Here is a 23824-nt window from a genome sequence, read left to right as displayed (position 1 = left end):
ATTTATGATTGAGATAATTATAACATAATTTTCAATCATTCTTGATTAATTAACCGACCAGTATATATAATTAATAATGGAGGAAAAAAGGAAGGTGGGTTTTTATGAAAAAGCACCCGTTACATATGTTAGGGAGGCTTGTAGCAGGGAGAAATACACAATGGATCACTTTATCGGTGTGGGTTCTTATTACATTATTACTTTCATTTACGTTACCACAAGTGAACAGTATGAAAGAACCGAATCCGAAAAATTTACCTGAAACAGCTATGTCACAGCAAGCGGAAGCGCTTATGAAAAAAGAGTTTCCGAATAATGCAGGGAATCCGTTGTTAGTAGTATGGTATAGAGATGGTGGATTACAGTTACAGGATTATAAACTCATACAAGATGTTTATAAAGAGTTAAAAGCTAGTCCTTTAAAAGAACAATCAACGTTACCACCATTTGATACAATCCCAGAGCAAGTATTATCAAAAAGTGCATCAAAAGATGCTACATCATTTGTTACACCGGTATTCTTTAATAAATCTGCTGGTACAGATATATTAAAAGGAAATCTTGAAGAGTTTAGAAAAATAGTGAATAGTAAGGTGGATGAAGATCCATTTAAACAAAAAATAAGTGAATCTGGTTTACATGTTCGATTATCAGGACCTGTAGGTATTCAAACGGATGCAGTTAGTTTATTTAGTCAAGCAGATGTGAAATTGTTAGTGGCTACTGTATTATTAGTCTTGGTCTTATTAATTTTGCTTTACCGTTCGCCAATTTTAGCAATTTTACCTATACTTGTTGTTGGCTTTGCATACGGTATTATTAGTCCTACACTCGGTTTTTTAGCTGATCACGGATGGATTAAAGTAGATGCCCAAGCGATATCAATTATGACAGTATTATTGTTTGGCGCTGGAACGGACTATTGTCTATTTTTAATTTCGAGATATAGAGAGTACTTGTTAGAAGAAGAAAGTAAATATAAAGCATTGCAACTTGCGATTAAAGCTTCTGGCGGTGCAATTATAATGAGTGCGTTAACTGTTGTACTTGGATTAGGAACATTATTACTTGCTCATTATGGTGCCTTTCATCGATTTGCAGTACCATTTAGTGTTGCTGTATTTATAATGGGAATCGCGGCTTTAACAATTTTACCAGCACTATTATTAATTTTCGGTAGGATTGCATTTTTCCCGTTTATACCGAGAACAACTTCAATGAATGAGGAGTTTGCAAGAAAGAAAAAGAGAGCTGTAAAAGTTGAAAAATCAAAAGGCTCCTTTAGTAAAAAACTTGGAGATATTGTAGTACGAAGACCGTGGACAATAATTATGGTAACTGTATTTGTATTAGGCGGATTGGCTTCATTCGTACCACGTATTCAATACACATATGATTTACTAGAGTCGTTTCCAAAGGATATGCCTTCTCGTGAAGGGTTTACGTTAATTAGTGATCATTTCTCAGCTGGTGAACTAGCACCAGTAAAAGTTGTTGTTGATACGAAAGGAAAAGAGCTTCCTATTAAACAAGAACTAGAGAAATTTTCTTTCGTAAATACAGTGAAAGAGCCAAAAGAGGGAAAAGAAAATAAGCAAATACAAATGTATGAAGTTTCTTTAGCGGAAAATCCATACTCAATTGAAGCGTTAGATCAAATTCCTAAATTGAAAAGTAGTGTAGAAAAAGTATTAAAAGATGCTGGGATTAGTAATGCTAAAGATCAATTATGGATTGGTGGGGAAACAGCTTCATTATATGATACAAAGCAAATTACGGAACGTGATGAATCAGTAATTATTCCAGTAATGATTAGCATTATCGCTTTACTATTACTTGTCTACTTACGATCGGTTGTTGCGATGATTTATTTAATTGTAACTGTCGTTTTATCATTCTTCTCAGCGTTAGGAGCAGGATGGATATTACTTCATTACGGTATGGGTGCGCCGGCCATTCAAGGTGCGATACCGTTGTACGCATTCGTATTTTTAGTTGCTTTAGGTGAAGATTATAATATCTTTATGGTTTCAGAAATATGGAAAAACAGAAAGACACAAAATCACTTGGATGCAGTAAAAAATGGTGTAATACAAACAGGTAGTGTTATTACATCGGCAGGTTTAATTTTAGCAGGAACTTTTGCAGTGTTAGGTACACTTCCAATTCAAGTATTAGTTCAATTTGGTATTGTAACTGCAATTGGCGTATTACTAGATACGTTTATCGTAAGACCGTTACTTGTACCCGCAATTACAGTAGTTTTAGGCCGATTTGCTTTTTGGCCAGGTAAACTTTCAAGAAAGAGTGAAGAAATACAAAAGGTGGATGCATAGTTAAAAAAGCCAAGGATATTTTCCTTGGCTTTTTTCAATTTAGTTAATTAATTTTTTGAAGTCAAATCATCAGCTGCAGCGTGATCAGCATCTTCAATTGTTGTTTCGGGCATTCCATATAAGCCGTTCATTGCTTGTTCTTCGATAGTAAGGTTTGCAGTATTATTATTTTGAATAGATGTAGTGTTTTCAGTAACATTTTCTTTTTTATTCATATTTTTGTTATTCATGTATGTATCCTCCCAATTTCATTTGATTTATCTATAGTATGTGGATGGATTTCCAGAAATATGTGAATTGATTCTTACATATGTTATATAATTAAATAAATAATTAGGGTGAAATGTACACTGTTAGGAGTGAACAATTATGGTGAAAGCAAGGGAATTAGCCTTCTAAAATAAAAAGAAAATTTTAGGAGGCTATTAGAATGAAGTTTCATGTAATTGATAGAGAAGATTGGAATAGAGAGCAGTATTTTGAGCATTATTTAAAGTTGAAATGTACATTTAGTATGACTGTGAATGTTGATATCACGATGTTATTAGAGGAAGTATATCAAAAGGGAATAAAATTTTATCCCGTTTTTATATATTTAATTTCTAGAATAGTAAATAATCATAAAAAATTTCGAACATGTTTTAACGATGAAGGAGTTTTAGGCTATTGGGAGGAAATGATCCCGAGTTATACAATCTTTCATAAAGATGATAAGTCTTTTTCAAGTATATGGACGGATTATTCAAGTTATTTCCGCACTTTCTATAAAAATTATGAAGACGATATGAGATGCTATGCTAGTGTTCATGGTCTTTTCACAAAAGAAAATATTCCGCCTAATGTATTTCCGATTTCTAGCATACCTTGGACTAGTTTTACTGGATTTAATCTTAATATTAATAATGATGAAAATTTTCTATTGCCAATTATAACTTGTGGGAAATATTTTAACGAAGGAAACAAGGTTATGCTACCAGTTTCATTGCAAGTACATCATTCGGTTTGTGATGGATATGATGCGAGTAAATTTATAGAAGATTTACAGCAGTTAAGTAATACTTGCAACGATTGGCTTAAGTAATATCTAATTTTTAATTATATAAAGTGAAACTTTAATCAGTCCTCACCAATCGGGCTTTTACGGGCAATTGATCCCCCACCTAACTTCTTTGCTTTCGCTGAATTTTGAGGTGGGGGTCTGTCTTACTGCCCGGCAAATAGCGGGATAAAATTGAAAATGAATAAAAGAAGAGAACATGTTTATATTACATGGTCTCTTTTTATTATTCATTAATACTAAGTAACTGTGGAAAATGTAGGGTGATTTGTAGTTTAATAGTAAAGAGAATGATTAGTGTTAATTTTCTTAGTTTTGAAAAAATAAGGATATAAATGTTTTAATAGGGGGGGAATAAAGTGAAATTCGTAAGCATTGAAAAAAATGAGGTCCTAATTGGGAATATGGCAAATTTGTATTGTAAAGTATTTGAGAAAACAAATTTCAATGAAATGATCAAGCGAATGAATAGGCATATAGAATATACAGGTTTTAAAGGTATAGTAGCAATAAATGATGAAAATGAAGTAGTTGGTTTTACTTATGGTTATCGCTCAATGGAGGGACAGTACTATAATCAATTAATGAGAGAAGCGTTACATCTAGAGCAAGTAGACGAATGGTTGCAAGATTGTTTTGAATTTGTAGAGTTAGCAGTTCACCCACAATATCAAAATAAAGGTCTTGGAACGAAATTACATAATAAATTACTAGAAGGGGTTTCAAATAGAACGAGTGTTTTAACAACACAAATAAACAATGAAAAAGCACATTCGTTATATGAAAGATTAGATTGGATAAATGTATTGGAGCCATTTCATCCAAGTAAAAATGATGTTCCATATGTAATAATGGGAAAAGCATTAAAAACAAAAGTGAATTGATAATTATGGCATTCACAAAAATTATTGGTTTGTAATAATGAAGGGGAAAACAACAATGATATCTATAGAAAAAACTACAATTTTAGATGCTGAGAAATTAACAGAAATAATGAAAAGAACATTTGATGCAGAAGCAAAACAATGGCTATACGGCCAAGATGATGTCATGGATTATAACATTCAACCGCCAGGATATTCTTCAGTTGAAATGATGGAATATTCCATTGAAGAATTGGATTCTTTCAAAGTTGTAACGGATAAAGAAATAATCGGAGGGATAATAGTTACGATTTCTGGTAAGTCGTACGGTCGAATTGATCGTATTTTTGTAGATCCTGTTTATCAAGGAAAAGGAATTGGATCACATGTTATGAAATTAATAGAAAAGGAATATCCAAACATAAAGATTTGGGATCTCGAAACATCTAGTAGACAAATTAATAATCATCACTTTTATAAAAAGATGGGTTACCAAATGATTTTTGAGTCGGAAGATGAGTATTGTTACGTGAAAAGAATAAAAACAAGCTCAAACAAAGAGAGTGTAGTTACAAATAAAGATATGAAAAATAGTCAATACGAAAACTGTAATTTAGCAAATACAGAGTATTATCAAGTGAATTTAAAAAACAGTTCATTTGTTGGTAGCAATATAATGAATATGAATATGAGTAATTGTAATGTAAGTCAATCAAAGTTTAGAAATATAAATTTTAGATGGTCATCATATGCAGATTTAAATCTTTCTGGCAGTAAATTTAATTTGGTGACTTTAGGTGGAGTACAATTTAAAAATACAAGTCTCGGAGATGAGAAGGAACCTATTTTATTCAATAAATGTGATTTGGAAGGTAGTACCATAAGTGATAGTAATCTGAAAAATATTGAAATAGAAAATTGTGATATAGTCGGTATGAAACTAAATGGCATTCCGATTGAAAATTTGCTTAATTTATATAACAAGGTGAAAAGTTAACCATATCCATATAGTTGTTAATCTTTTTGGAAGTTAAGTATTATATCGAAATAATTATGTAAAAATGACACAAAGAAATACGGATGAGAAGGTCATTCATGATCGTTTCTAGAATACACCACAAATATATTGTTATTTATATGGAGGAGAGAAAGATGGGGATTAACGTTAGAGCGGTAGAAATACAAGATGCTAGAGCAATTCATCGTATATGTATACAAGATGACGTTTTACCGTATATGATTTTCTTACCTAGCATGCGTGTAGACGCTATGGAAAATAGAATTCGAAATTTAGCACCAAATCAATTTGAATTTGTTGCAGAATATGATAGAGAAGTTGTTGGGTTTGTAGGTTTAACACAAAGCCAGGGCCGAAGATCTCATTCAGGTGATTTATTCATTGGGGTAGACAGTGAATATCATAATAAAGGAATTGGGAAAGCACTTCTTACGAAGATGCTTGATCTGGCTGATAATTGGTTAATGTTAGAGAGAGTAGAACTAGGTGTGTTAGAAACGAATCCAAAAGCAAAAGCTTTATATGAAAAATTTGGATTTGTAGAAGAGGGAGTAAAGATAGGGAATTTGAAAGCTCATGGAAAGTTTATTAATGAAATTATGATGAGTCGTTTTAGACCGGATGGTTTAATTGTACATAATGAATAGTTAAAAGCATGACAGTATACTGTCATGCTTTTTTATTAGAACTTGGCTGTAATAAAAATAATACTAAACCAATAAAAATAACGGTAATTCCTAGTCCTTGTTGTAAAGAAATGGTCTCATGTAATATAAAGTACGCTAGTATACAAGTTCCAATTGTTTCTCCTAAAATACTCATTGAAATTACAGTAGCACTCATCCATTTTAATAACCAATTAAAAATGGTTTGTCCTAAAATTGTAGCAATGAAAGCTAATCCAATAAAGCACAACCAAGTTTGTGTAGAGTAATGGATGAAAGATTCTTGTTGCGTGAAAGCAAATATGCCAAGAAAGCCAGCACTACTTCCATAACTAATTACCGAATATGGTATAAGTGCTAAATCTTTACGAACGTGTTGGCTAATGAAAAAATAAGCAGTAATGATACCGGCAGCGATAAATGCTAAAATATCTCCATATAAAGCTTCTCCGCTAATTTGGAAATCTTGCCAGCCAATGATGATACTACCTGAAATAGCGATGAGGCAACCAATAACTGCTCCTTTCGTAAATCTCTCCTTAAATAAAAAATAACCACCAATCATTGAGAATAAAGGTTGTAGCGTTACGATAACTGTAGAGCTTGCTACAGAAGTATATTGTAATGATTCAAACCATAGTACATAATGTGCAGCTAAAAATAGCCCAGATATGAATCCGAATACCCATTGTTTTTTCGTTAAATTTTTTAGCTCATTTCGACTATTTTTATTAAATAGTAATAACGGTAACAGAATTAGTGTGGCAAAGAATAATCGGTAAAAAGCAATGATTGTCGCAGGAGCATCTGCCAATTTTACAAAAATAGCTGAAGTTGATAAGGCGAATACACCAAAAAATAAGATGCAATATGAAAGAATAGGTGATTTCAAAGTTTGTCCCTCCGATAGAATGTTTATTATAATAAACTTAATGCGATATAATGTACAAAGGTAAGTATATAAGTCCCGGAGATAATAGGGAAGGGTTATTTGCCTTTGTTTAGTATGTCAGCACAAAGACAACGAAACATGCATTATGATGGACGAAAGGAAGTTTTACTATGGTACATGATAGGCTTGGACAAACAGTATTAAGTTATCGTAAGAAAAATAATATGACAATTCGTGAATTCGCTGATTATGCAGGGATTAGTACGTCGTTAATTAGCCAAATTGAAAGAGGACATGCTAACCCTTCTTTAAATGTTTTGGAATTAATTGCAAAAGCATTAAATGTACCGCTGTTTACACTTTTTATTAACGATATTGATACAGATTCGCTCATTTCTAAGAAAAAAGATCGAAAAAAAGTATATCGGGAAAACAATAATCACATTGTATATGATGTATTAACACCTGATTTTATGAAAGCACGTATTGAAATGCTAATGATGGATTTAAATAAACAAGCAAACACAACAGAAAGCCATTATTCCCATGAAGATAAGGAAGAAATTGCTGTTGTTATGAAAGGGGAAGTGTATGTGGAATTGGAGGGAAAAGAATATTTTTTAGAAGAAGGCGATGTTGTACGTATTCCACCGAATGTGAAGCATCGATTTTTGAATAAAAGTGATGAATCGAATCACATTTTATTTGTACTGACACCATCTTTAGGATGAAAATATAGTGATTTTTATTAGGGGAGAAAGAAAATGGAAAACAAAAGTATTTTAAAAGGCGGCCTTTCAATTATTTCTCAATGTAAAAAAGAAACAAATGATATTTGGCATGCGCATTTTGGAGCAGCTGCAATTGCTAGTTATTTTTTTATGAAAGATAATAATATTGATGAAGAAACAGCTCGTAATATGTATTCGCAAACAAGGATGATGCTAAGCAAGAAAAAAATTGGTGAGATGATTGATGATAAAAAAGAAATAGATTTTCAGATTGCGGAGAATATGATTATAAAATCTTTAGAACAAACGATTGATGAGCTTCATTGGGTGGGGCATAACGTCATTTATGCATCATTAAGTTTATTAGCTATAAAAGAGCTACAAAAATGGGGTGATAATCAAGCAATTGAAGGGATTACTACTCTTATTTTATCATTTCGAAAAACAATTCCAGGTAGATCGTGGATTGGTTATACGACGAAAGAAGTAAAACAATTAAGTTTTGAAGATGAGATACAAAGTGAATTGAGTAATCCAACACAAGTATCTCAGTTCATTTTAAATGAGTTATCGAAATTTAATAGTATTTATCGAGCGGAATCACATCATGATTTAATTGGGCATTTGCTTACATACTCCCACGCAATTAATATAATGTACGATTTAGGACATATAGATATATTTCAACGAGGGATACGTCCGCTTTTAAAACTAGTATACGTACTAAGAGCTAGCCAAAAGCTCAAGCTGAATACGGAAATAACTTTACACTCACCTATAGATCGATTACCTTTAATTCAATCTAAACGTGCAAATATTTTACCAACTGAAAATATATTTTGGATAAAAGACTATAGTGAATTCGATTGGGATTTTGGTCATGTATTTAAATTCTCATATAGTTATTTTAATCATATACAGAGAGCTCCAAATTATAAAGATATCACATTAGAAAAATTCCGGTATGTTATTCATTCTTAATGAACGTCAATAATCTGTAAAAGGAAGTTTAATCTAGTTTCTTTTTTGTTAGTAGTATATTATTTTTTCAAATATGTAAGATTTTACATGCGTATTTTACTTTTACTAATTATGTAAGTAGGCTATACTGAAATACATACATTTTATTTTTGGAGAGATGTAAAACGACATGGAATTAGCGAAATTGGAAAAAGTAATTGAAATAAAAAAAGAAGAACTTTTATATTTAGTATCGGATTATGGAATTCAACATGAAAAAGTATTGGCATTGAGTCAAGAACTAGACAAATTAATCAATTACTTTATGTTTTTAAAATAAAGAGAACTATGACGGGGTTTGTAAATGTTATAGTTCTTTTTTATTAGGCAATTTGAAAATATATTCAAATATATTGTCTAATTTCTTACAGAATGCGCAACTTGCTAGTCGAATATAAGGACTTTTGGTTATAATAAAAAAGAATTATTAATTGTATCGGTTAGGAGCGCAGTACATATGAAAACAGTTGTTGTTATCGGTGGAGGTATAACGGGACTTTCTACTATGTTTTATTTAGAAAAATTAAAAAAGGATTATAATATCGATTTAAATTTAATTCTTATTGAAAAAGAAGAGTATTTAGGTGGTAAAATCCATAGTGTGGAAGAAAAGGATTTCATTATGGAGTCAGGAGCGGATTCAATCGTTGCTCGTAATGAACATGTTATGCCACTTGTAAAAGATTTAAATTTAGAAGATGAAATGGTATATAATGAAACGGGTATTTCTTACATATATTCTGAAAACATGTTACATCCGATTCCTTCTGATACTATATTTGGGATACCGATGAGCGCCCGGTCGTTGTTTAGCAGTACGCTAGTCTCAACGAAGGGGAAAATCGTAGCTTTAAAAGATTTCATAACGAAAAATAAAGAGTTTACGAAAGATACATCACTTGCTCTATTTTTAGAAAGCTTTTTAGGCAAAGAGTTAGTGGAAAGACAAATTGCTCCTGTGCTTTCAGGCGTATATTCTGGTAAATTGAATGAGCTTACAATGGCATCTACATTACCGTATTTACTGGATTATAAAAATAAGTATGGAAGTATTATTAAAGGTTTTGAAGAGAATAAAAAACAATTTCAATCAGCAGGAAATAAAAAATTCGTATCATTTAAGGGTGGACTATCTACGATAATTAATCGCTTAGAAGAAGTGCTGACTGAAACTGTCGTAAAAAAAGGTGCTATAACGACGGCTGTAAGTAAACAAGAAGATCGATATGAGATTTCTTTTGCAAATCATGAAACAATACAAGCTGATTATGTTGTTTTAGCAGCTCCACATGATATAGCGCAAACTTTATTACAGTCTAATGAGTTAAATGAGCAGTTTAATACATTTAAAAACTCATCTCTTATAAGTATTTACTTAGGATTTGACATACTAGATGAACAACTACCAGCTGACGGTACGGGGTTTATTGTAACGGAAAACAGTGATTTACATTGTGATGCTTGTACATGGACAAGTCGAAAGTGGAAACATACATCGGGTAAACAAAAATTATTAGTTAGAATGTTTTATAAGAGTACCAATCCGGTATATGAAACAATCAAGGATTACAGTGAAGAAGAATTAGTACGAGTAGCTTTATATGATATTGAAAAGAGTCTCGGAATTAAAGGTGAACCAGAAGTAGTTGAAGTTACAAATTGGAAAGATTTAATGCCGAAATATCATTTAGAACATAATCAAGCGGTTCAAACATTGCAAGAAAAAATGACAAATCTTTATCCAAATGTATATTTAGCTGGTGCCTCATATTACGGTGTTGGAATTGGTGCGTGTATTGGAAATGGAAAGAATATTGCCAATGAAATAATGGCTACATTAAATAAATAATACTGTAGAATAAATAAAAACTGTTCCTTCAGTAAAATGAAGGAACAGTTTTTATTTATTTTATTTGAATGGAAATTTTATTGTTTTTTACATTGTTTTCTTTTATTGTTAATGTTATTTCTCCAGATTCTTTAAATGAATACGGTGATAGTTGATACATATCTTTTATATCATGTTTTTCTTGTAATTTACTTATCGGTATTAATACGATATTTGGCGTCCATGTTTCTTGTTTTCCTGAAGGATATTCTATAAGTATTACCGGATTTTTTAACTGCATTGTTTTCCAAGAGACGAAATATAGTTGAACTTCTGTATCTTTTTTTAATAATTCTTCGGAGAAATAACCGAATTCGCCTACATTACCGAAAACAGTGTAGTTTTGATTTTTTAATTTAATATCTAAATAACTAGGTTGATATGTTACTGCATGATAAGTTCCATATGAAAGTGAGAGTATGGCAGCGATTAAAATACCGATTGAAAATGTCTTAAAGCTATTGCCTTTAAAGTTAGTCATCATGAAAGAGTTTGGTGTGAATTTTTGTGCGAATAAAAAAATAAGTAATATGAGTAAGAGGGATAAGCCGATGAATATATACATAGGAAATTTACACCTCCACAATAAAATAATATATTAACTATATTTTACCATAAATGTATGGGGTAGGGTGGTTGTTTGGAAGGAGAAAATGAAGAAACAATTTTTTTTACAGTTCTTGATAATTTGAAATTCGATTTATGGAAATTATAGCGTACTGTTTGAGTAGTAATCAGAAGGTATCCAATTCGTGTATATAGAATAAAGAGGGAATGCGTCATTAGAAATGTTTGATTTATGGAACAATAAGGACTTTACTAATTATAAATATTTTTTCTGATATAATGAATGAGTAGAGAGAAAGGAGTGATCCTATGGCATTTCCTATATTAGAAACAGAACGCTTACGTTTAGTTGAAATAGAACAATCTTATTGTCAAAAAATATATGAAATCTTTTCATTGGATGAAGTAACGTGTTATTACGGTATGAATTCTTTTACGGAGTTTGGACAAGCTTCACGTATGATCGAATCTTTTTCGAAAAATTACTTTGAGAAAAAGGCAATACGATGGGGAATTGTGTTAAAAGAAACGAACGTTTTAATAGGAACAATTGGACTAAACAATTTACAATTATGGAGTAAACGATCTGAGATTGGATATGACCTGCATCCTCGTTATTGGGGAAATGGTTATGCGTCAGAAGCGGCTCGAGAAATTATTGATTATGGGTTTAAAGATTTAGGTTTGTTTAGAATTGGAGCTATTACATATCCTGAAAATGTTACTTCTTGTAGAATGTTATCTAAAATCGGCTTTCAAAAGGAAGGTCTATTGCGCGGATATATTCATCAAGGAAATAAGCAACACGATGCATTATTGTATTCTATAGTGCGAACTGATATTGAGGACATAAATTTATAATAAAAAAAACCTCTTAATTAAAAGAGGTTTTTTTTATTATAAATTAACCTAATTTAGGTAATAAACGTTCTCCGCTTTTCATACTACTTTTACATAAAGGGCATTTAGGCTCTTCTTCAAATGAAAAGTTCTTTCTCATCCATCCTAAACAATCCTCTGATTCACATTCCCAAACAGGGGTTTGTTCTGGTGGTACTTCTGCTACATCGTTCTTTCGATTGCGATACATGTAACCACTCCTTTTATGTAAAAAATTTTAGTTATATATTAAAAAGGTTGTTAACCTTGCTGGTAACAACCTTTTTATTGTTTGAATTATAGCTTTACAACGTTTTTAGCTTGAGGTCCGCGGTTACCGTCTTCAACTTCGAAGCTAACTTCTTGACCTTCGTCAAGAGACTTGAAGCCGTCGCCAGTGATAGCTGAGAAGTGAACGAATACGTCGTTACCGTCTGCAACTTCGATGAAACCGAAACCTTTTTCGCTGTTAAACCATTTTACTTTACCTGTTAATGTCATGGTAATGCCTCCTAAAAGTAGAAAAATTACAATATGATCGGCCTTATTTGAATGAAAATAAAAGTTCACATATTATCAAAAACCCATAAGGAGTACAAAATGTCCCTGATTGATACTTGATAATATGCAAAGAAAATATAGTGTTAAATTGACCTTAATTACTATCTTACAACAAATGGTGGGAAATAGCAAGTGCTGGTAATACCAGTGTGAAATAGGGATGGTAAAAGACACAAAAACATCTCTTTTATTTATATATTATTCCTAATTTTGGTTTATGATAAACTAAGAACATTTTTATTGGGAAATTGTATTAGTGAATCGATATATAGTATAAGAATAGTGTTGATGTATTTGTTAAGGAGGCGAGAATATTGCAGTCTAATAAATTTAAAATAATTGAAGCAGCCAAAGAAGGAAGAAGAAAAGTTCATCCAGTATTTGCTGTTATACTTGCAATTGTATTTTTAACTTTAGGTGAATTGTTTATGTTATTTATGTTGTTTTTACCGAAAGCAGAAACGCTTTTAATGAAAGCAATTTATAGTGATATTGAAATGATATTGACGTTTGGCGGAGCTATATTTTTTGTTTTTTTATGGATTAGATTTGTAGAGAAAAGATCAATTTCATCCATTGGATTTTGGAGGAATCAGTGGATAAGAAAATATTTAAGAGGTGCATTAATAGGTTTTGTTTTTATTTCAATACCAGTCATGCTACTTTTATTAACTGGAAATGTACAACTACAAATGCAACACATTACACCAACCGCTATACTTGGAATTGTGGGATCTTTAGTTGCTTTTTTAATACAAGGTGCAACAGAAGAAATTGTTGTTCGGGGTTGGTTATTTCCAGTTCTTTCTGTTAGAAGCCGTATATGGATCGGTATTGTTGTAACTTCATTTTTATTTGGTTTTCTTCATTTACTAAATCCAGGTATTACAATTCTTTCAATATCGAATATAATATTAGTTGGTGTGTTTGCAGCTTTTTACGTTTTGAAAGATAGTAGTCTTTGGGGGATATGCGCATGGCATTCCATTTGGAATTGGGCACAATATAACGTATTTGGTTTTGCGGTTAGTGGAATGACAATGTATTCTACACCACTTTTTAAACCTGTAACAACTGGATCGGAATTCCTTCATGGAGGCTCGTTCGGAATTGAAGGGAGTATCATTACAACAATAATGCTCTCTATCGCTTCAATTGTTTTATGGAAACAGTTATGGGGGAGAAAAGCGAAACAACGAGATTTTAGTTAATGAAAGAGGGAGAAACTATGGGGATTATAGCGTTTGAGGGAGCGAGTGCGGTTGGTAAGAGCACAACGTGTCGTGAGTTAGAAAAGAATTATGGTGCTTATATTATACCTGAAGTGAATTTTTTATTTGAAAGACCAAAAAATGAGCATAGAACATGGTATTTTGAAAAACAAGTAGAGCGCTGGAAAATAGCAATGCAGAAGTCAGAGCAATATGAATTAGTAATACTTGATGGAGACATTTATCAGCCACTTAGCTATAATTGGTGTTTCCATTTTGAAATATTTGATCAGTCATTATCTTTAATAGAAGACTTTTATAAGGAAAAGCTGATACATAGGGAAATTGGTTTTCCTGATCAATATTTTTATTTATATACGAATGATGAAGAACTTAGAAAACGGAAAGAATCTGATGAGACGAGAAGAAGAAGAAACTTTGAAAAGCATTTACATATATCAAAACCACTTCAGCGTTATTATGAAAATTTAAATACCGTTACAGACGGGTATTGTAAATTAATTGAGGCGAAAAGTGTAAAATCGAATGAAATAGGAATTGTAAATAATTTAAACAGTTTAAATGTTTGTGAAGAAAGACGTTTTGATGTTTCGAGGTTAGATGCTATTACGAAGTGGTTAAAAGAAAATTGTGCATAAAGTAAAAACAACGAGTGTTGTAGAACGCGCTCGTTGTTTTTTTGCTTCTTTATAAATATAAAGGAAAAATTTGTAGAATACTTTCAATATTTAACAGAATAATCTTTCAATTTTAAAGAAAAAGAAATACAATATGAGAAAGTATATATAAATAATATGATAGGGGATGGGATGCGATATTTTAAATGAAGTAACAGTTTTTATATAAAAAATAATTAGGTAGTCAGAACAGAGATATTTGGGAGGAAACAAGCGCGATGAAAACACTATTTAAAATAATCGGTATTCTAGCTGGTATGGCGGTAATCGGAGTAGGTTTAACATATGGTATGCTGCATTATTTAAATAATAGTAAACCAGCTGCGAAAAAGGCATCACCAGCTGCTCCAGCAGTAGAAGTACTAGCTGATAGTAACGTAAAAGCAGAAGATGCGAAGCTTTTAGAAAATGGAAACTATTCATTACCGAATAGTGGTTTTAATAAAAATTTTAAATGGACAGATGAGAACATACAGACAGCATTACATGAAATGGCACATCAAAAAGCGAAAGCTGATCAAAAGTGGGGCTATATTTTTATTACACAAGAACGGATTGAAAGTTTAATTGATATTGTAAAGAGTAACGATCTTGTACAGGGAAGTACATATGTAGAAATTTTAGAACGATGGAAACAAGGAAAATATGAAAAAGTTGATGGGGATCATAATAAGATTTGGAAATTACAAAGTGGGAATTTAGGAGAAGGAAAAGGAGTAATGTCGGAAGCTGAGCAAAAAGAATTAATTAATCAAGTGTTTATGCAAAAAGGTACATATTCAGGTAGTAAATTAATTGCAGATGGGGGAAAGACTAATAAATAATATACTAATTAATGAAAGGGAGTAATTGCTTATTAGGCAATTACTCTTTTTATATGTACTTCTTAATATCTTAATCTCGTTCAAGTAAGGAAAGAAACGACTGTAGTACCGGAGAAATCCATCTAGATTTATGATAGATGACATGACTTTGAATAAATGCTGGAGTTTCAATAGGCTGAAAACATAGTTGTTCTTTTTGACAACTCTCTTGTACAACGATATAAGGAAGAATTGAAATGCCTAACTCACACATGACGGATTGTTTAATGACTTCAACATTGGAAGTTTCAAATGTTTTAGCTGGAATATTTCCGCTTTGACGTAAAAAACGATCTACCATTGGCCTATAGCCGCAGCTTTGTTCTGTAAAAATGAACTGGGTGTCCTGTAATAACTGGAATGGATTTGTATGTGCAGCGGAATAAGCTGGTAAAATCCATCCAAATGTTTCATTACTAAAAGTTCGCGTAATAAAATCATTATGTTCTATACTTTCTCCAATTATGAAGACAATGTCTGTTTCTCCTTCACGTAATTTTTGTAATGCTTGTTCATTTGTGTTCGTTTCAAGTACGATATTTACTTTCGGATTTTTCTGTTTGTAAGTACGTAACAATTGTGGTAAGCGGTATACCGCTAATGATTCATTAGATGTAATACTCAATGTACCTTCTAAATAATCTGTATTTTGGGGGATTTCTTGCGCTTTTTCATATATTGCAAGTAATTCTAATGCATAAGGATGAAATTGATGACCTGCTTTTGTAAGTAGCACTTTTTTCCCTAACCGATCGAAAAGAGGAATATGTAAATCGTTCTCTAAAGCTTTCATATGTGCTGTAACAGTAGATTGCGCATAACCTAGCGCGTGCGCAGCTTTAGAAAAATTACCATACTTCACAATGGCGCAAAATGTTTTAACATGTCTCATTTCCATAAGCGATCCCTCTTTTATTATCATGATTTGTGAATGATTATATCATGTATTTTAATTTTCCAAATGATTAAATTCTGTATAAAATGAAATTGTAGAAATATTCATTCAGGTGATATTGGAGGAGAAAAGATGATCAAAAAGGGCTATCATGTAGCTGTTGTTGGGGCTACAGGTGCGGTAGGGCAAAAAATTATTGAACTGTTAGAGAATGAAATGAAGTTTAATATAGTTGAAGTTACATTGCTTTCGTCCAAACGATCCGCTGGTAAGAAAGTAAGATTCAAAGGACGAGAGATAATTATACAAGAGGCAAAAACAACTAGCTTTGAAGGTGTAGATATTGCCTTTTTTAGCGCTGGGGGAGAAGTATCTAGACAATTTGTAACTCATGCAGTTTCTAGTGGTGCGATTGTAATTGATAACACAAGTGAGTACCGAATGGCGCAAGATGTACCGCTCGTTGTTCCGGAAGTGAATGCGCACACTTTAAAACAGCATAAAGGTATCATTGCAGTTCCAAATTGTTCAGCATTACAGATGGTAACAGCACTTCAGCCGATTCGAAAATCATTTGGTTTAGAAAGAATTATCGTTTCAACATATCAAGCTGTATCGGGTTCTGGCATTCATGCGATTCATGAATTACAAGAGCAGGCTAAGTCTATACTTGCAGGTGAAGAAGTGAAGAGTGATATATTACCGGTGAAAAAAGATAAAAAACATTATCCAATAGCATTTAATGTACTGCCTCAAGTAGATATATTTACAGACAATGATTTTACTTTTGAAGAAGTCAAAATGATTCAAGAAACGAAGAAAATATTAGAAGATGAAAACCTGAAAATGGCAGCTACTTGTGTACGTGTTCCAGTTGTATCGGGGCATTCAGAATCGGTTTATATAGAACTGGAAAAAGAAGCAAGCGTTGCGGAAATTAAGGAAGTATTAATGGATGCACCAGGTGTTATTTTGCAGGATAACCCTAGTGAACAGCTGTATCCAATGCCATTATATGCAGAAGGGAAAATAGATACATTTGTCGGAAGAATACGTAAAGATCCTGATACGCCAAACGGATTCCACCTTTGGATTGTTTCCGATAACCTATTAAAAGGTGCGGCTTGGAATTCAGTTCAAATCGCAGAGACTTTAGTGGAAAAGGGGATACTTTAATATAGTTTAAAAAACTGGGGAATCGTTAATGATTCCCCAGTTTGTATTTCATAATTGTTTTCTTTATTTCGGCCAACTTTAATTAAAATTAGTCGTTATTGAATTTTTATAAATATCTACTTTATGTGCAGTGAAGCGTAAGGTTTTGGATTCTGCATGAATTGTAAGATTAATAATAATCGATAACGGCATTTCGACCGTTTTCACAATATCTTCTATAGCAATATACTCATTTTTTGCTTCCTTATAATAAACAACAGAACGAATTACGGCCTCGTCACCTTCAATATCAATTTCACACATCATAGGGAATTTTTCACCATTATGTAAGAATAATTCGCCTAGTACGATTGAACCGTTTAATTCTTCTGTAAAATTAGTAGTTGCCGCTGGTTTTACCCATGTTTCGTCATGTTCTTCGTTTTCCTCTTCATCTATTGCCCATTCCCAAATGGGGTTTTGTTTTAGGTCCTCAATAGTTAATTTATCAATTGGTTTGCAATTATTCATACATAAATTCTCCTTTTATTTTGATAAGTAAGTTTCGTAGTTTCATGAATTAGATGATTGCTTATAAGTGGATTCAACAAAGTATTTTGCTCATTTGATATCCAAACTACTTTATTTTGAAATAAAGTTATTACAGCAATATTAACAAAACTTTAATTGTCTAGTAAATAATTATTAGTGGAGATATTAAAATGGGATGGTGTTAAAGAAAGATAGTAAAAAACATCAAGGATGAATGAAATCCATTTGGTATGATATGGATATATCCAATGTGAGGGGGAGTTTGATGTATCAAGTAAAGGGGTATTTTTCATCATTAAAAGGAAGTTATTATGAGATTGGAAAGCAACAAGGGGAGTTCGTGAAACAAAATCCGTATCTCATCCCGCAATTTATACACGAAGAAAATGTAATATCTAATAACCATTGGACAGAATCGAGAAATATACTAAACAAACATTGTCCAGGCATAAATGAAGAAATTGAAGGTTTTTGTGAAGTGTTGAAAATTCCTTCTAAAAATATAATGTATTACTATCAAACACTATTGAAAGCAGGTTGTAGTCATTGTGCAGTATTACCTAAAAAGACAGATTCAACTCACACTTATGTATTAAGAAACTATGATTTATCACCAGTAATAGATGATATGCGTTTTTGCTCGACGCATGTTGAAGGTGCGTATGCGCATAGTGGTTTTTCTACTCAATATTTTGGTAGAACAGAAGGAGTTAATGAACATGGATTATCTGTTACATTTTCAGCATGTGGTCAACCAGTAGGAAATATTGAAGGTCTACGAAAGCCAGTAGTAAGTGGTTTACAATGTTTTGCGGTAATTCGACTGTTATTGGAGAAATGCAAAAATGTGCAGGAGGCTAAGTCACTAATAGAAGAAATACCAATTGCTAGTAATATTAATTTAATACTAGCTGATCCTTTAAATGCAGCATATATTGAAATATTTGACGGTCATAAATCCACAATAACGATTGATGGTGAAAAACAAGCTTTTATTGTATCAACAAACCATGCAGTTAGTTCATCAATTCAGAAATTAAATAATAGGAGATTAGAACAATCTACAAAGAGATATCACGTTTTACATGAGCATTTAAATAGATATGAACAAGTAAGCATAGAGTCTTTAAAAAAATTAGTAGAAGAAGAATATCCTGCTGGACTAACTGTACATAACTATGAAGAATGGTTTGGAACTTTACATTCTGTATTATTCGATTTACATGATCGTACAATGAAGATTTGCTTCGGATCACCACTTTTAAACGACTGGTACCTATTGAAAGTTGGAGGAAGTATGCCGTTTTCTGAGGTGAACGTGAACTTTAAAAATAAAACTTATACTGACTTTTGGAGGGAAGATAAGAATAAATTGATGCCTAAAAGATAAATGGGATAAGATGGTAATATAAAGAGTGCATTTATACTGGAGGGATTACCAATACTAAAAGTTATGTTACCATTTGTTCTTATCTTTTTTCTTGTCATTGCGATGTATATTGCTTATCAAAAGAGAAAAAAATCTGGGATAAAAGGATTGAAAAGTGCGTTAACTTCTATTTGCTTCTTTTCACTTGCAGTCTTAAATATGTTTGCATAGTGGTTTCATTTTGGTGGTGCTTTTACTTGGTTATTTTCAATTGTATTATTGCTAGTTGGTGCATATTTTACTAAATATATTCCAATATCTAAAAAGGTACATTAAAGTTTATAAGAGTTTAAATATAATGTTTACTTTGTTTTGAGAAGAGATTATTCTACTAAATTGTTGTGAAACGGTTTCATAGGATAATCTCTTTTGTTTAGTTTTGGAAAGAATGTACTGTAATTTTTAGTTGCTCAATAAATTCTCGAGTTGCAGCACACATATATTTATCTTTTCTATAAATTAGCCCTATTTCAATTGTTGGAGTAGGGTTTTCTATTTTAATAGCTTTAATGTTTTTATTTTGTAAAAAGTCTATATATGGTTTGGGTAACACTGTAATTCCCATTCCTTTGGAAACCATTTGGATTAAAGATTCCATCGTACTAATTTCTAAAATTGGCCTTGGTTTAAAGTTTAATTTTTGACAATGAGATGTAATTAGTTCGGTTAAAAAGAAATTTTTAGGTAAAAGAATTAAAGGGTAGTTCTGTAATTCAGCAATAGATACATGATTACGTTCAGCTAATCGATGACCAGTGGGCACGACCAATGTAAGATCGCTTTTGTATAGAGGGGTGGAGATAATCTCTTTATCTTGCACCGGGAGAAATGTAATTCCAATATCTAGTTCGTTTTGTAATAATTTTTCACGAATATCTCCTGTACGAAGCCCTAATACAGAAAGCTCTATATTGGGATATAAATTATTAAAATTTAAAATAGCTGGTGGTAGTAAATAATTTACGACGGTTAACAAAGCCCCTATTGTTAAGGAACCTTGCTGTAATCCGTTTAGGTCTTGAATAGCTGAACGAGCTTGTTCGACTTCATGAAAAATGGTTTTACTATGTGATAATAAAACCTTCCCTGCTTCAGTTAAAGATATTTTTTTACCAATTCGATCGAAAAGTGGCATTCCTACTTCATGCTCTAATGCACGTATTTGTTGACTTAGTGAAGGCTGTGAAATATTTAATTTTTCAGCTGCTTTTGTGAAATGTAATTCTTTTGAAACAGCTAAAAAGTATTCAAGTTGTCGTAATTCGATTGGAATCACCTCAAGTATAATGATAGGTTATACCTATCATTATTATATAAATAATTGAATTGAACAATGATTTTAGAGGTTTTATAATCATCTTTATGTAACAGAGAGGGTTGTAAAAATTAATCGAGAGAAAATACATGTAACACCTGTAAAGGAGGAAATAGAATGGCTAAATGAATATCAATTATTATCTTTAAATATAGGATTACCAAAAGAGGTTATATACGGCGGAAAAGTAATTCATACAGGCATAAATAAGAAACAAGTAAAGGAACCGGTATATTTATCCTTTGTAAAATTTAATGGAGATGGACAGGCGGACTTAGTTCATCATGGAGGAGTAGATAAAGCAGTTTGTGTTTATACTGGTGATCACTATCCATACTGGGAAAAAGAATTGAATCAAGATCTTGTATATGGGGCTTTCGGAGAAAATATAACAGTTAGTGGTATGCGCGAAGAGGATGTTTGTATTGGTGATACATTTGAGCTCGGAGAGGCAATCGTACAGGTAACACAACCAAGGCAACCTTGTTTTAAATTAGCAAAAAAATATAATATTCCAAAGTTACCACTATATTTTCAAGAAACAGGATATACAGGATTTTATTTTCGTGTATTAAAAGAAGGATGGGTATCATCAGTCGATACATTAAAAAGTCTACAGTCTGATCCGAAAGGTGTTTCAATAGCGTTTGCTAATCGTATCATGCATAAGGAAAAACAAAATATTGAAGGGGTAAAAAGAATATTAGAAGTAAATGCACTTTCAAGTAGTTGGAGAAAGTCTTTTGAAAAGCGTATAAGTGGAGAAGAAATTAATACGAAGGAAAGACTTGAAGGGATAAAAGAATAAAAATATTTTATTATAAATAGTGTATTTCTATTAGTAAAAGCTAATTAGAAAGCGCTATTTTTATATAATAAACTAATTAATATCCAGAAATCTTAATATTGTTTTATTCGACTTATTTTCAAATAGTCAAAACATAAAATTAATTAGACTTTTTTTTTATGTTTTATGATAGTATATTGATTGGTAAGACCTCTATTTTTAAGAGTAGGTCATATAAGTATATCTAATTTAATGGAATTTAACATTTGGAGGTACAACATGGGGAATGTTGAAAAATTGGCAAGTCTTCTAATAGAAGAACCGAAAAGAGAGCAGTTATTTCCTTTATTTGAAGAAGTGTTTGGAATTAAAACTCAAACATTGAATGATTTTTCGGATAAAGGATATTGGGATGATACATATAAAGCTTTATCGTTTTTACAAGAAGATAAAGTGATTGCAAATGTTGCGGCATTTTCACTCCCATTATTAATTAATGGTGAAAAAATAAATGCGGCGGGTATTCAATCAGTAATGACACACCCTAATTTCCGTAGACAAGGGTTAATGACACAATTAATGGGTAAAATGATAGAAGAAATCGATAAGAAATGTGAATGTGCATTATTGTTTACGGAAAACCCTGAACTATATACAGCATTTGGATTTAAAGTTGTGCAGGAATATTTGATGACTATACCATATAATAATAATAATAACGATTCACTACTTAAAAAGTTAGATTACTATAATATAGAGAATAGACAGTTAATACATGAAACTATTGATAGTAGCCAAAGACTTTCAAATAGTTTTTCAACTTTAAACTTCCATCCTTCATTTTATTTGAATATGTATGACTCGGAATGGAATGAGAAATTGTATTATTCAGAGAAGCTAGATGCTCTAATCGTTTATGAAGTAGACAATGAAAAGTTGAAATTATTTGGAGTATTTGCGCCAGTACTTCCGGTTTTAGATGAATTATGTGGAGAAATCAATGAAAGGTTTACGGAAATCGAATTTTATTTTTCTCCAGATCAATTAGGGGTTGAGGATGTACAGTTTACAGAAGTACAGTCTAGCAAGTATTTAATGGTTCGAAGTGATAAAGAGTTAGATTTTAAAGGTTATAAATTCCCAGTATTAGCGGAGTTTTAAATGTCTATATAAATGCTTTATTATGGAGGAGCTATGAATATATCGTATATACCAGAACATATTGAGCAACTCACTATAATGAATGTACCTGAATACTATAAAATTAATGATAATCATGCGTTTATTGTCCGTTCGAAAGCAGAAACTGATTTTTGGCTTAAAACACATTATGGTTTTGAAGTAATGAATGGTCATGTATTTTATAATGAGATGATGACAGACTTTCAAGCTGAAGTTCAGTTACGTATGAATCCAAATTCAAAATTCGATCAAGCAGGTCTTTTTGTTATGATTTCGGAGAACTGTTGGCTAAAAACATCTTTAGAATATATCCCTGAAGGGCCATCTCACTTAGGTGCTGTCGTAACGAATAATGGATATTCTGACTGGTCAACGCAAGATTATCCAACTGAAGCAGCTAAGCAACAACTTCGTTTTCGAATTATTCGAAAAAGCGGTGATTATACAATATATGTGAAAAAGGGCCATCAATGGGAACAAATAAGAATCGCTCATTTAATGGAGGATATAGGGAAGGAGCCTGTTAAAATAGGTTTTTACACGTGTAGTCCTTCTAAAAATAAGGGATTTGAGACTGAGTTTTTACATTTTACAATTGAAGAAATATAGATGAAAAACCGTATTCTTTTCATTAAGAATGCGGTTTTTGTATTTATATAATATAAAGCACATTTATTGACTAGAAAGTCATTAATACTTATCATTTAATAATGTTAAATATTAATTTACATAATATAATAGAAGTAATAAAGAAATTACAAAATATATAGCTTAAATAAGGAGGGATATGAATTATTCAGTGGTAATTTCATGGGAAAAGGAGATTATGTATGAAATCATTTCGTAAGTTATTACAGTATTTAAAACCATACATGTTCTTCGCTATTATTGGGCCGCTATTTATGGTACTTGAGGTTGCGATGGACTTAATTCAACCGACTATTATGCAACATATCATTGATGTTGGGATTGCAAATCGGGATTTAAATTATGTAATAAAAATGGGGCTTCTTATGATAGGAGCAGCAGCACTCGGTTTAGTTGGAGGGCTTGGGTGTATGATGTATTCTACAAAAGCAGCTGTTAATTTCGCTACAGACATACGAAAAGATGTGTTTGCGAAAATAGAAACATTTTCTAGTAATAATCGGGACTCATTTGGAACAGGTAAATTATTAACGATCGTGACAAATGATGTCACTTCCATTCAATCGGCAATGACGATGACATTACGTGTTCTCGTTCGTGGTCCACTGTTAT

The 23824-nt window shown here is 31.8% G+C and carries 27 protein-coding genes and 1 pseudogene; 20 read left to right on the top strand and 8 right to left on the bottom strand.

Features of this window, described 5'->3' with window-relative positions:
* Positions 1-104: 104 nt before the first annotated feature.
* Entirely contained in the window at positions 105-2336 is a 2232-nt protein-coding gene (locus tag MR170_RS06470) for an MMPL family transporter (protein ID WP_029442271.1), read from the top strand.
* A 47-nt stretch (positions 2337-2383) separates the two neighbouring features.
* Here the strand turns inward: MR170_RS06470 and MR170_RS06465 are convergent, their stop codons facing one another.
* Complete coding sequence (locus MR170_RS06465) at positions 2384-2566, bottom strand: DUF4021 domain-containing protein (protein WP_001060657.1); 183 nt, start codon at positions 2564-2566, stop codon at positions 2384-2386.
* Positions 2567-2766: 200 nt separating this feature from the next.
* On the opposite strand from MR170_RS06465, the gene catA reads away from it, so the two are divergent.
* The 4 genes from catA to MR170_RS06445 all read left to right on the top strand — a co-directional run bounded on the left by catA (position 2767) and on the right by MR170_RS06445 (position 5921).
* Positions 2767-3417 carry a type A chloramphenicol O-acetyltransferase gene (gene catA / locus MR170_RS06460; protein ID WP_016081684.1) on the top strand — a complete coding sequence of 217 codons (651 nt, stop codon included), beginning with the start codon at positions 2767-2769 and terminating at the stop codon, positions 3415-3417.
* A gap of 335 nt (positions 3418-3752) precedes the next feature.
* On the top strand, positions 3753-4277 hold the full coding sequence (locus MR170_RS06455; RefSeq protein WP_048564078.1) for a GNAT family N-acetyltransferase: 525 nt from the start codon (positions 3753-3755) through the stop codon (positions 4275-4277).
* Between the two features lie 37 nt (positions 4278-4314).
* Entirely contained in the window at positions 4315-5253 is a 939-nt protein-coding gene (locus MR170_RS06450; RefSeq protein ID WP_242307780.1) for a GNAT family N-acetyltransferase, read from the top strand.
* Positions 5254-5408: 155 nt separating this feature from the next.
* A complete protein-coding gene (locus tag MR170_RS06445; protein WP_048564076.1) occupies positions 5409-5921 on the top strand; it encodes a GNAT family N-acetyltransferase in 513 nt (170 codons plus the stop codon).
* A 22-nt stretch (positions 5922-5943) separates the two neighbouring features.
* Here MR170_RS06445 and MR170_RS06440 read toward each other — a convergent pair whose 3' ends face one another.
* Positions 5944-6831, bottom strand: coding sequence for a DMT family transporter (locus MR170_RS06440; protein WP_043938717.1), 888 nt, complete (start codon positions 6829-6831; stop codon positions 5944-5946).
* A 170-nt stretch (positions 6832-7001) separates the two neighbouring features.
* Here MR170_RS06440 and MR170_RS06435 point away from each other — a divergent pair, with 170 nt between their 5' ends.
* The 4 genes from MR170_RS06435 to MR170_RS06420 all read left to right on the top strand — a co-directional run bounded on the left by MR170_RS06435 (position 7002) and on the right by MR170_RS06420 (position 10431).
* Positions 7002-7562, top strand: a complete 561-nt coding sequence (locus MR170_RS06435; protein ID WP_043938719.1) for a helix-turn-helix domain-containing protein — start codon at positions 7002-7004, stop codon at positions 7560-7562.
* Between the two features lie 33 nt (positions 7563-7595).
* Positions 7596-8543, top strand: coding sequence for a hypothetical protein (locus tag MR170_RS06430; protein WP_048564074.1), 948 nt, complete (start codon positions 7596-7598; stop codon positions 8541-8543).
* A 169-nt stretch (positions 8544-8712) separates the two neighbouring features.
* The gene (locus MR170_RS06425) at positions 8713-8862 is read left to right on the top strand and encodes an aspartyl-phosphate phosphatase Spo0E family protein (RefSeq protein ID WP_000417698.1); all 150 of its coding nucleotides are present in this window, start codon (positions 8713-8715) and stop codon (positions 8860-8862) included.
* Between the two features lie 177 nt (positions 8863-9039).
* On the top strand, positions 9040-10431 hold the full coding sequence (locus tag MR170_RS06420) for a protoporphyrinogen oxidase (RefSeq protein ID WP_048564073.1): 1392 nt from the start codon (positions 9040-9042) through the stop codon (positions 10429-10431).
* Positions 10432-10486: 55 nt separating this feature from the next.
* Here MR170_RS06420 and MR170_RS06415 read toward each other — a convergent pair whose 3' ends face one another.
* Positions 10487-11035: a hypothetical protein gene (locus MR170_RS06415; RefSeq protein ID WP_048564072.1), complete on the bottom strand. Its 549-nt coding sequence runs from the start codon at positions 11033-11035 to the stop codon at positions 10487-10489.
* A 311-nt stretch (positions 11036-11346) separates the two neighbouring features.
* Here MR170_RS06415 and MR170_RS06410 point away from each other — a divergent pair, with 311 nt between their 5' ends.
* Complete coding sequence (locus tag MR170_RS06410) at positions 11347-11898, top strand: GNAT family N-acetyltransferase (protein WP_000885398.1); 552 nt, start codon at positions 11347-11349, stop codon at positions 11896-11898.
* 43 nt (positions 11899-11941) lie between these two features.
* On the opposite strand, the gene MR170_RS06405 is transcribed toward MR170_RS06410, so the two are convergent.
* Together MR170_RS06405 and cspD are read right to left on the bottom strand one after the other, a co-directional pair.
* Positions 11942-12127: a cold-shock protein gene (locus MR170_RS06405; protein ID WP_000286203.1), complete on the bottom strand. Its 186-nt coding sequence runs from the start codon at positions 12125-12127 to the stop codon at positions 11942-11944.
* Positions 12128-12213: 86 nt separating this feature from the next.
* Complete coding sequence (gene cspD / locus MR170_RS06400; protein WP_000176365.1) at positions 12214-12417, bottom strand: cold-shock protein CspD; 204 nt, start codon at positions 12415-12417, stop codon at positions 12214-12216.
* 374 nt (positions 12418-12791) lie between these two features.
* Here cspD and MR170_RS06395 point away from each other — a divergent pair, with 374 nt between their 5' ends.
* From MR170_RS06395 to MR170_RS06385, 3 genes are all read left to right on the top strand, one after another.
* Positions 12792-13688 carry a CPBP family intramembrane glutamic endopeptidase gene (locus tag MR170_RS06395; protein ID WP_048565426.1) on the top strand — a complete coding sequence of 299 codons (897 nt, stop codon included), beginning with the start codon at positions 12792-12794 and terminating at the stop codon, positions 13686-13688.
* A complete protein-coding gene (locus MR170_RS06390) occupies positions 13688-14347 on the top strand; it encodes a nucleoside/nucleotide kinase family protein (RefSeq protein WP_242307779.1) in 660 nt (219 codons plus the stop codon). The genes MR170_RS06395 and MR170_RS06390 overlap by 1 nt, the downstream gene beginning before the upstream one ends.
* Positions 14348-14604: 257 nt before the next feature.
* Positions 14605-15210 carry a PRK06770 family protein gene (locus MR170_RS06385; RefSeq protein ID WP_029442281.1) on the top strand — a complete coding sequence of 202 codons (606 nt, stop codon included), beginning with the start codon at positions 14605-14607 and terminating at the stop codon, positions 15208-15210.
* A gap of 70 nt (positions 15211-15280) precedes the next feature.
* On the opposite strand, the gene MR170_RS06380 is transcribed toward MR170_RS06385, so the two are convergent.
* Positions 15281-16147 carry a LysR family transcriptional regulator gene (locus tag MR170_RS06380; protein WP_016081671.1) on the bottom strand — a complete coding sequence of 289 codons (867 nt, stop codon included), beginning with the start codon at positions 16145-16147 and terminating at the stop codon, positions 15281-15283.
* Positions 16148-16276: 129 nt separating this feature from the next.
* Here MR170_RS06380 and MR170_RS06375 point away from each other — a divergent pair, with 129 nt between their 5' ends.
* Positions 16277-17320, top strand: coding sequence for an aspartate-semialdehyde dehydrogenase (locus MR170_RS06375; RefSeq protein WP_043938951.1), 1044 nt, complete (start codon positions 16277-16279; stop codon positions 17318-17320).
* 78 nt (positions 17321-17398) lie between these two features.
* Here the strand turns inward: MR170_RS06375 and MR170_RS06370 are convergent, their stop codons facing one another.
* On the bottom strand, positions 17399-17830 hold the full coding sequence (locus tag MR170_RS06370) for a hypothetical protein (protein ID WP_029442283.1): 432 nt from the start codon (positions 17828-17830) through the stop codon (positions 17399-17401).
* A 286-nt stretch (positions 17831-18116) separates the two neighbouring features.
* On the opposite strand from MR170_RS06370, the gene MR170_RS06365 reads away from it, so the two are divergent.
* Entirely contained in the window at positions 18117-19241 is a 1125-nt protein-coding gene (locus tag MR170_RS06365; protein ID WP_029442284.1) for a C45 family autoproteolytic acyltransferase/hydrolase, read from the top strand.
* Positions 19242-19292: 51 nt separating this feature from the next.
* Positions 19293-19556 (top strand): annotated as a pseudogene (locus MR170_RS06360) (hypothetical protein).
* A 97-nt stretch (positions 19557-19653) separates the two neighbouring features.
* Here MR170_RS06360 and MR170_RS06355 read toward each other — a convergent pair.
* On the bottom strand, positions 19654-20556 hold the full coding sequence (locus MR170_RS06355) for a LysR family transcriptional regulator (protein WP_242307778.1): 903 nt from the start codon (positions 20554-20556) through the stop codon (positions 19654-19656).
* 151 nt (positions 20557-20707) lie between these two features.
* Here MR170_RS06355 and MR170_RS06350 point away from each other — a divergent pair, with 151 nt between their 5' ends.
* The 4 genes from MR170_RS06350 to MR170_RS06335 form a co-directional block, all read left to right on the top strand.
* The gene (locus MR170_RS06350; RefSeq protein WP_242307802.1) at positions 20708-21403 is read left to right on the top strand and encodes an MOSC domain-containing protein; all 696 of its coding nucleotides are present in this window, start codon (positions 20708-20710) and stop codon (positions 21401-21403) included.
* Positions 21404-21661: 258 nt separating this feature from the next.
* Positions 21662-22543, top strand: coding sequence for a GNAT family N-acetyltransferase (locus tag MR170_RS06345; protein WP_242307777.1), 882 nt, complete (start codon positions 21662-21664; stop codon positions 22541-22543).
* Between the two features lie 33 nt (positions 22544-22576).
* Positions 22577-23173, top strand: coding sequence for a DUF1349 domain-containing protein (locus tag MR170_RS06340; protein ID WP_001027675.1), 597 nt, complete (start codon positions 22577-22579; stop codon positions 23171-23173).
* A 221-nt stretch (positions 23174-23394) separates the two neighbouring features.
* Positions 23395-23824, top strand: a 430-nt coding sequence (locus MR170_RS06335) for an ABC transporter transmembrane domain-containing protein (protein ID WP_242307775.1), incomplete at its 3' end; no start/stop codon positions are given.

Source organism: Bacillus cereus group sp. BfR-BA-01524, from assembly GCF_022662595.1.
In the GTDB taxonomy this organism is placed as follows: domain Bacteria; phylum Bacillota; class Bacilli; order Bacillales; family Bacillaceae_G; genus Bacillus_A; species Bacillus_A thuringiensis_S.
The sequence above is the reverse complement of the archived record's forward strand: the minus strand, read 5'-3'. Positions and strand labels throughout refer to the sequence as shown.

Coding starts and splice junctions, on each gene's coding strand:
- MR170_RS06380 (WP_016081671.1), bottom strand. CDS start 16,147: ATGGAAATGAGACATGTTAAAACATTTTGCGCCATTGTGAAGTATGGT.
- MR170_RS06340 (WP_001027675.1), top strand. CDS start 22,577: ATGAATATATCGTATATACCAGAACATATTGAGCAACTCACTATAATG.
- MR170_RS06445 (WP_048564076.1), top strand. CDS start 5,409: ATGGGGATTAACGTTAGAGCGGTAGAAATACAAGATGCTAGAGCAATT.
- MR170_RS06385 (WP_029442281.1), top strand. CDS start 14,605: ATGAAAACACTATTTAAAATAATCGGTATTCTAGCTGGTATGGCGGTA.
- MR170_RS06370 (WP_029442283.1), bottom strand. CDS start 17,830: ATGAATAATTGCAAACCAATTGATAAATTAACTATTGAGGACCTAAAA.
- MR170_RS06345 (WP_242307777.1), top strand. CDS start 21,662: ATGGGGAATGTTGAAAAATTGGCAAGTCTTCTAATAGAAGAACCGAAA.
- MR170_RS06435 (WP_043938719.1), top strand. CDS start 7,002: ATGGTACATGATAGGCTTGGACAAACAGTATTAAGTTATCGTAAGAAA.
- MR170_RS06410 (WP_000885398.1), top strand. CDS start 11,347: ATGGCATTTCCTATATTAGAAACAGAACGCTTACGTTTAGTTGAAATA.
- MR170_RS06415 (WP_048564072.1), bottom strand. CDS start 11,035: ATGTATATATTCATCGGCTTATCCCTCTTACTCATATTACTTATTTTT.
- MR170_RS06375 (WP_043938951.1), top strand. CDS start 16,277: ATGATCAAAAAGGGCTATCATGTAGCTGTTGTTGGGGCTACAGGTGCG.
- cspD (WP_000176365.1), bottom strand. CDS start 12,417: ATGACATTAACAGGTAAAGTAAAATGGTTTAACAGCGAAAAAGGTTTC.
- MR170_RS06390 (WP_242307779.1), top strand. CDS start 13,688: ATGAAAGAGGGAGAAACTATGGGGATTATAGCGTTTGAGGGAGCGAGT.
- MR170_RS06465 (WP_001060657.1), bottom strand. CDS start 2,566: ATGAATAACAAAAATATGAATAAAAAAGAAAATGTTACTGAAAACACT.
- MR170_RS06470 (WP_029442271.1), top strand. CDS start 105: ATGAAAAAGCACCCGTTACATATGTTAGGGAGGCTTGTAGCAGGGAGA.
- MR170_RS06425 (WP_000417698.1), top strand. CDS start 8,713: ATGGAATTAGCGAAATTGGAAAAAGTAATTGAAATAAAAAAAGAAGAA.
- MR170_RS06420 (WP_048564073.1), top strand. CDS start 9,040: ATGAAAACAGTTGTTGTTATCGGTGGAGGTATAACGGGACTTTCTACT.
- MR170_RS06450 (WP_242307780.1), top strand. CDS start 4,315: ATGAAGGGGAAAACAACAATGATATCTATAGAAAAAACTACAATTTTA.
- MR170_RS06405 (WP_000286203.1), bottom strand. CDS start 12,127: ATGTATCGCAATCGAAAGAACGATGTAGCAGAAGTACCACCAGAACAA.
- MR170_RS06365 (WP_029442284.1), top strand. CDS start 18,117: ATGTATCAAGTAAAGGGGTATTTTTCATCATTAAAAGGAAGTTATTAT.
- catA (WP_016081684.1), top strand. CDS start 2,767: ATGAAGTTTCATGTAATTGATAGAGAAGATTGGAATAGAGAGCAGTAT.
- MR170_RS06430 (WP_048564074.1), top strand. CDS start 7,596: ATGGAAAACAAAAGTATTTTAAAAGGCGGCCTTTCAATTATTTCTCAA.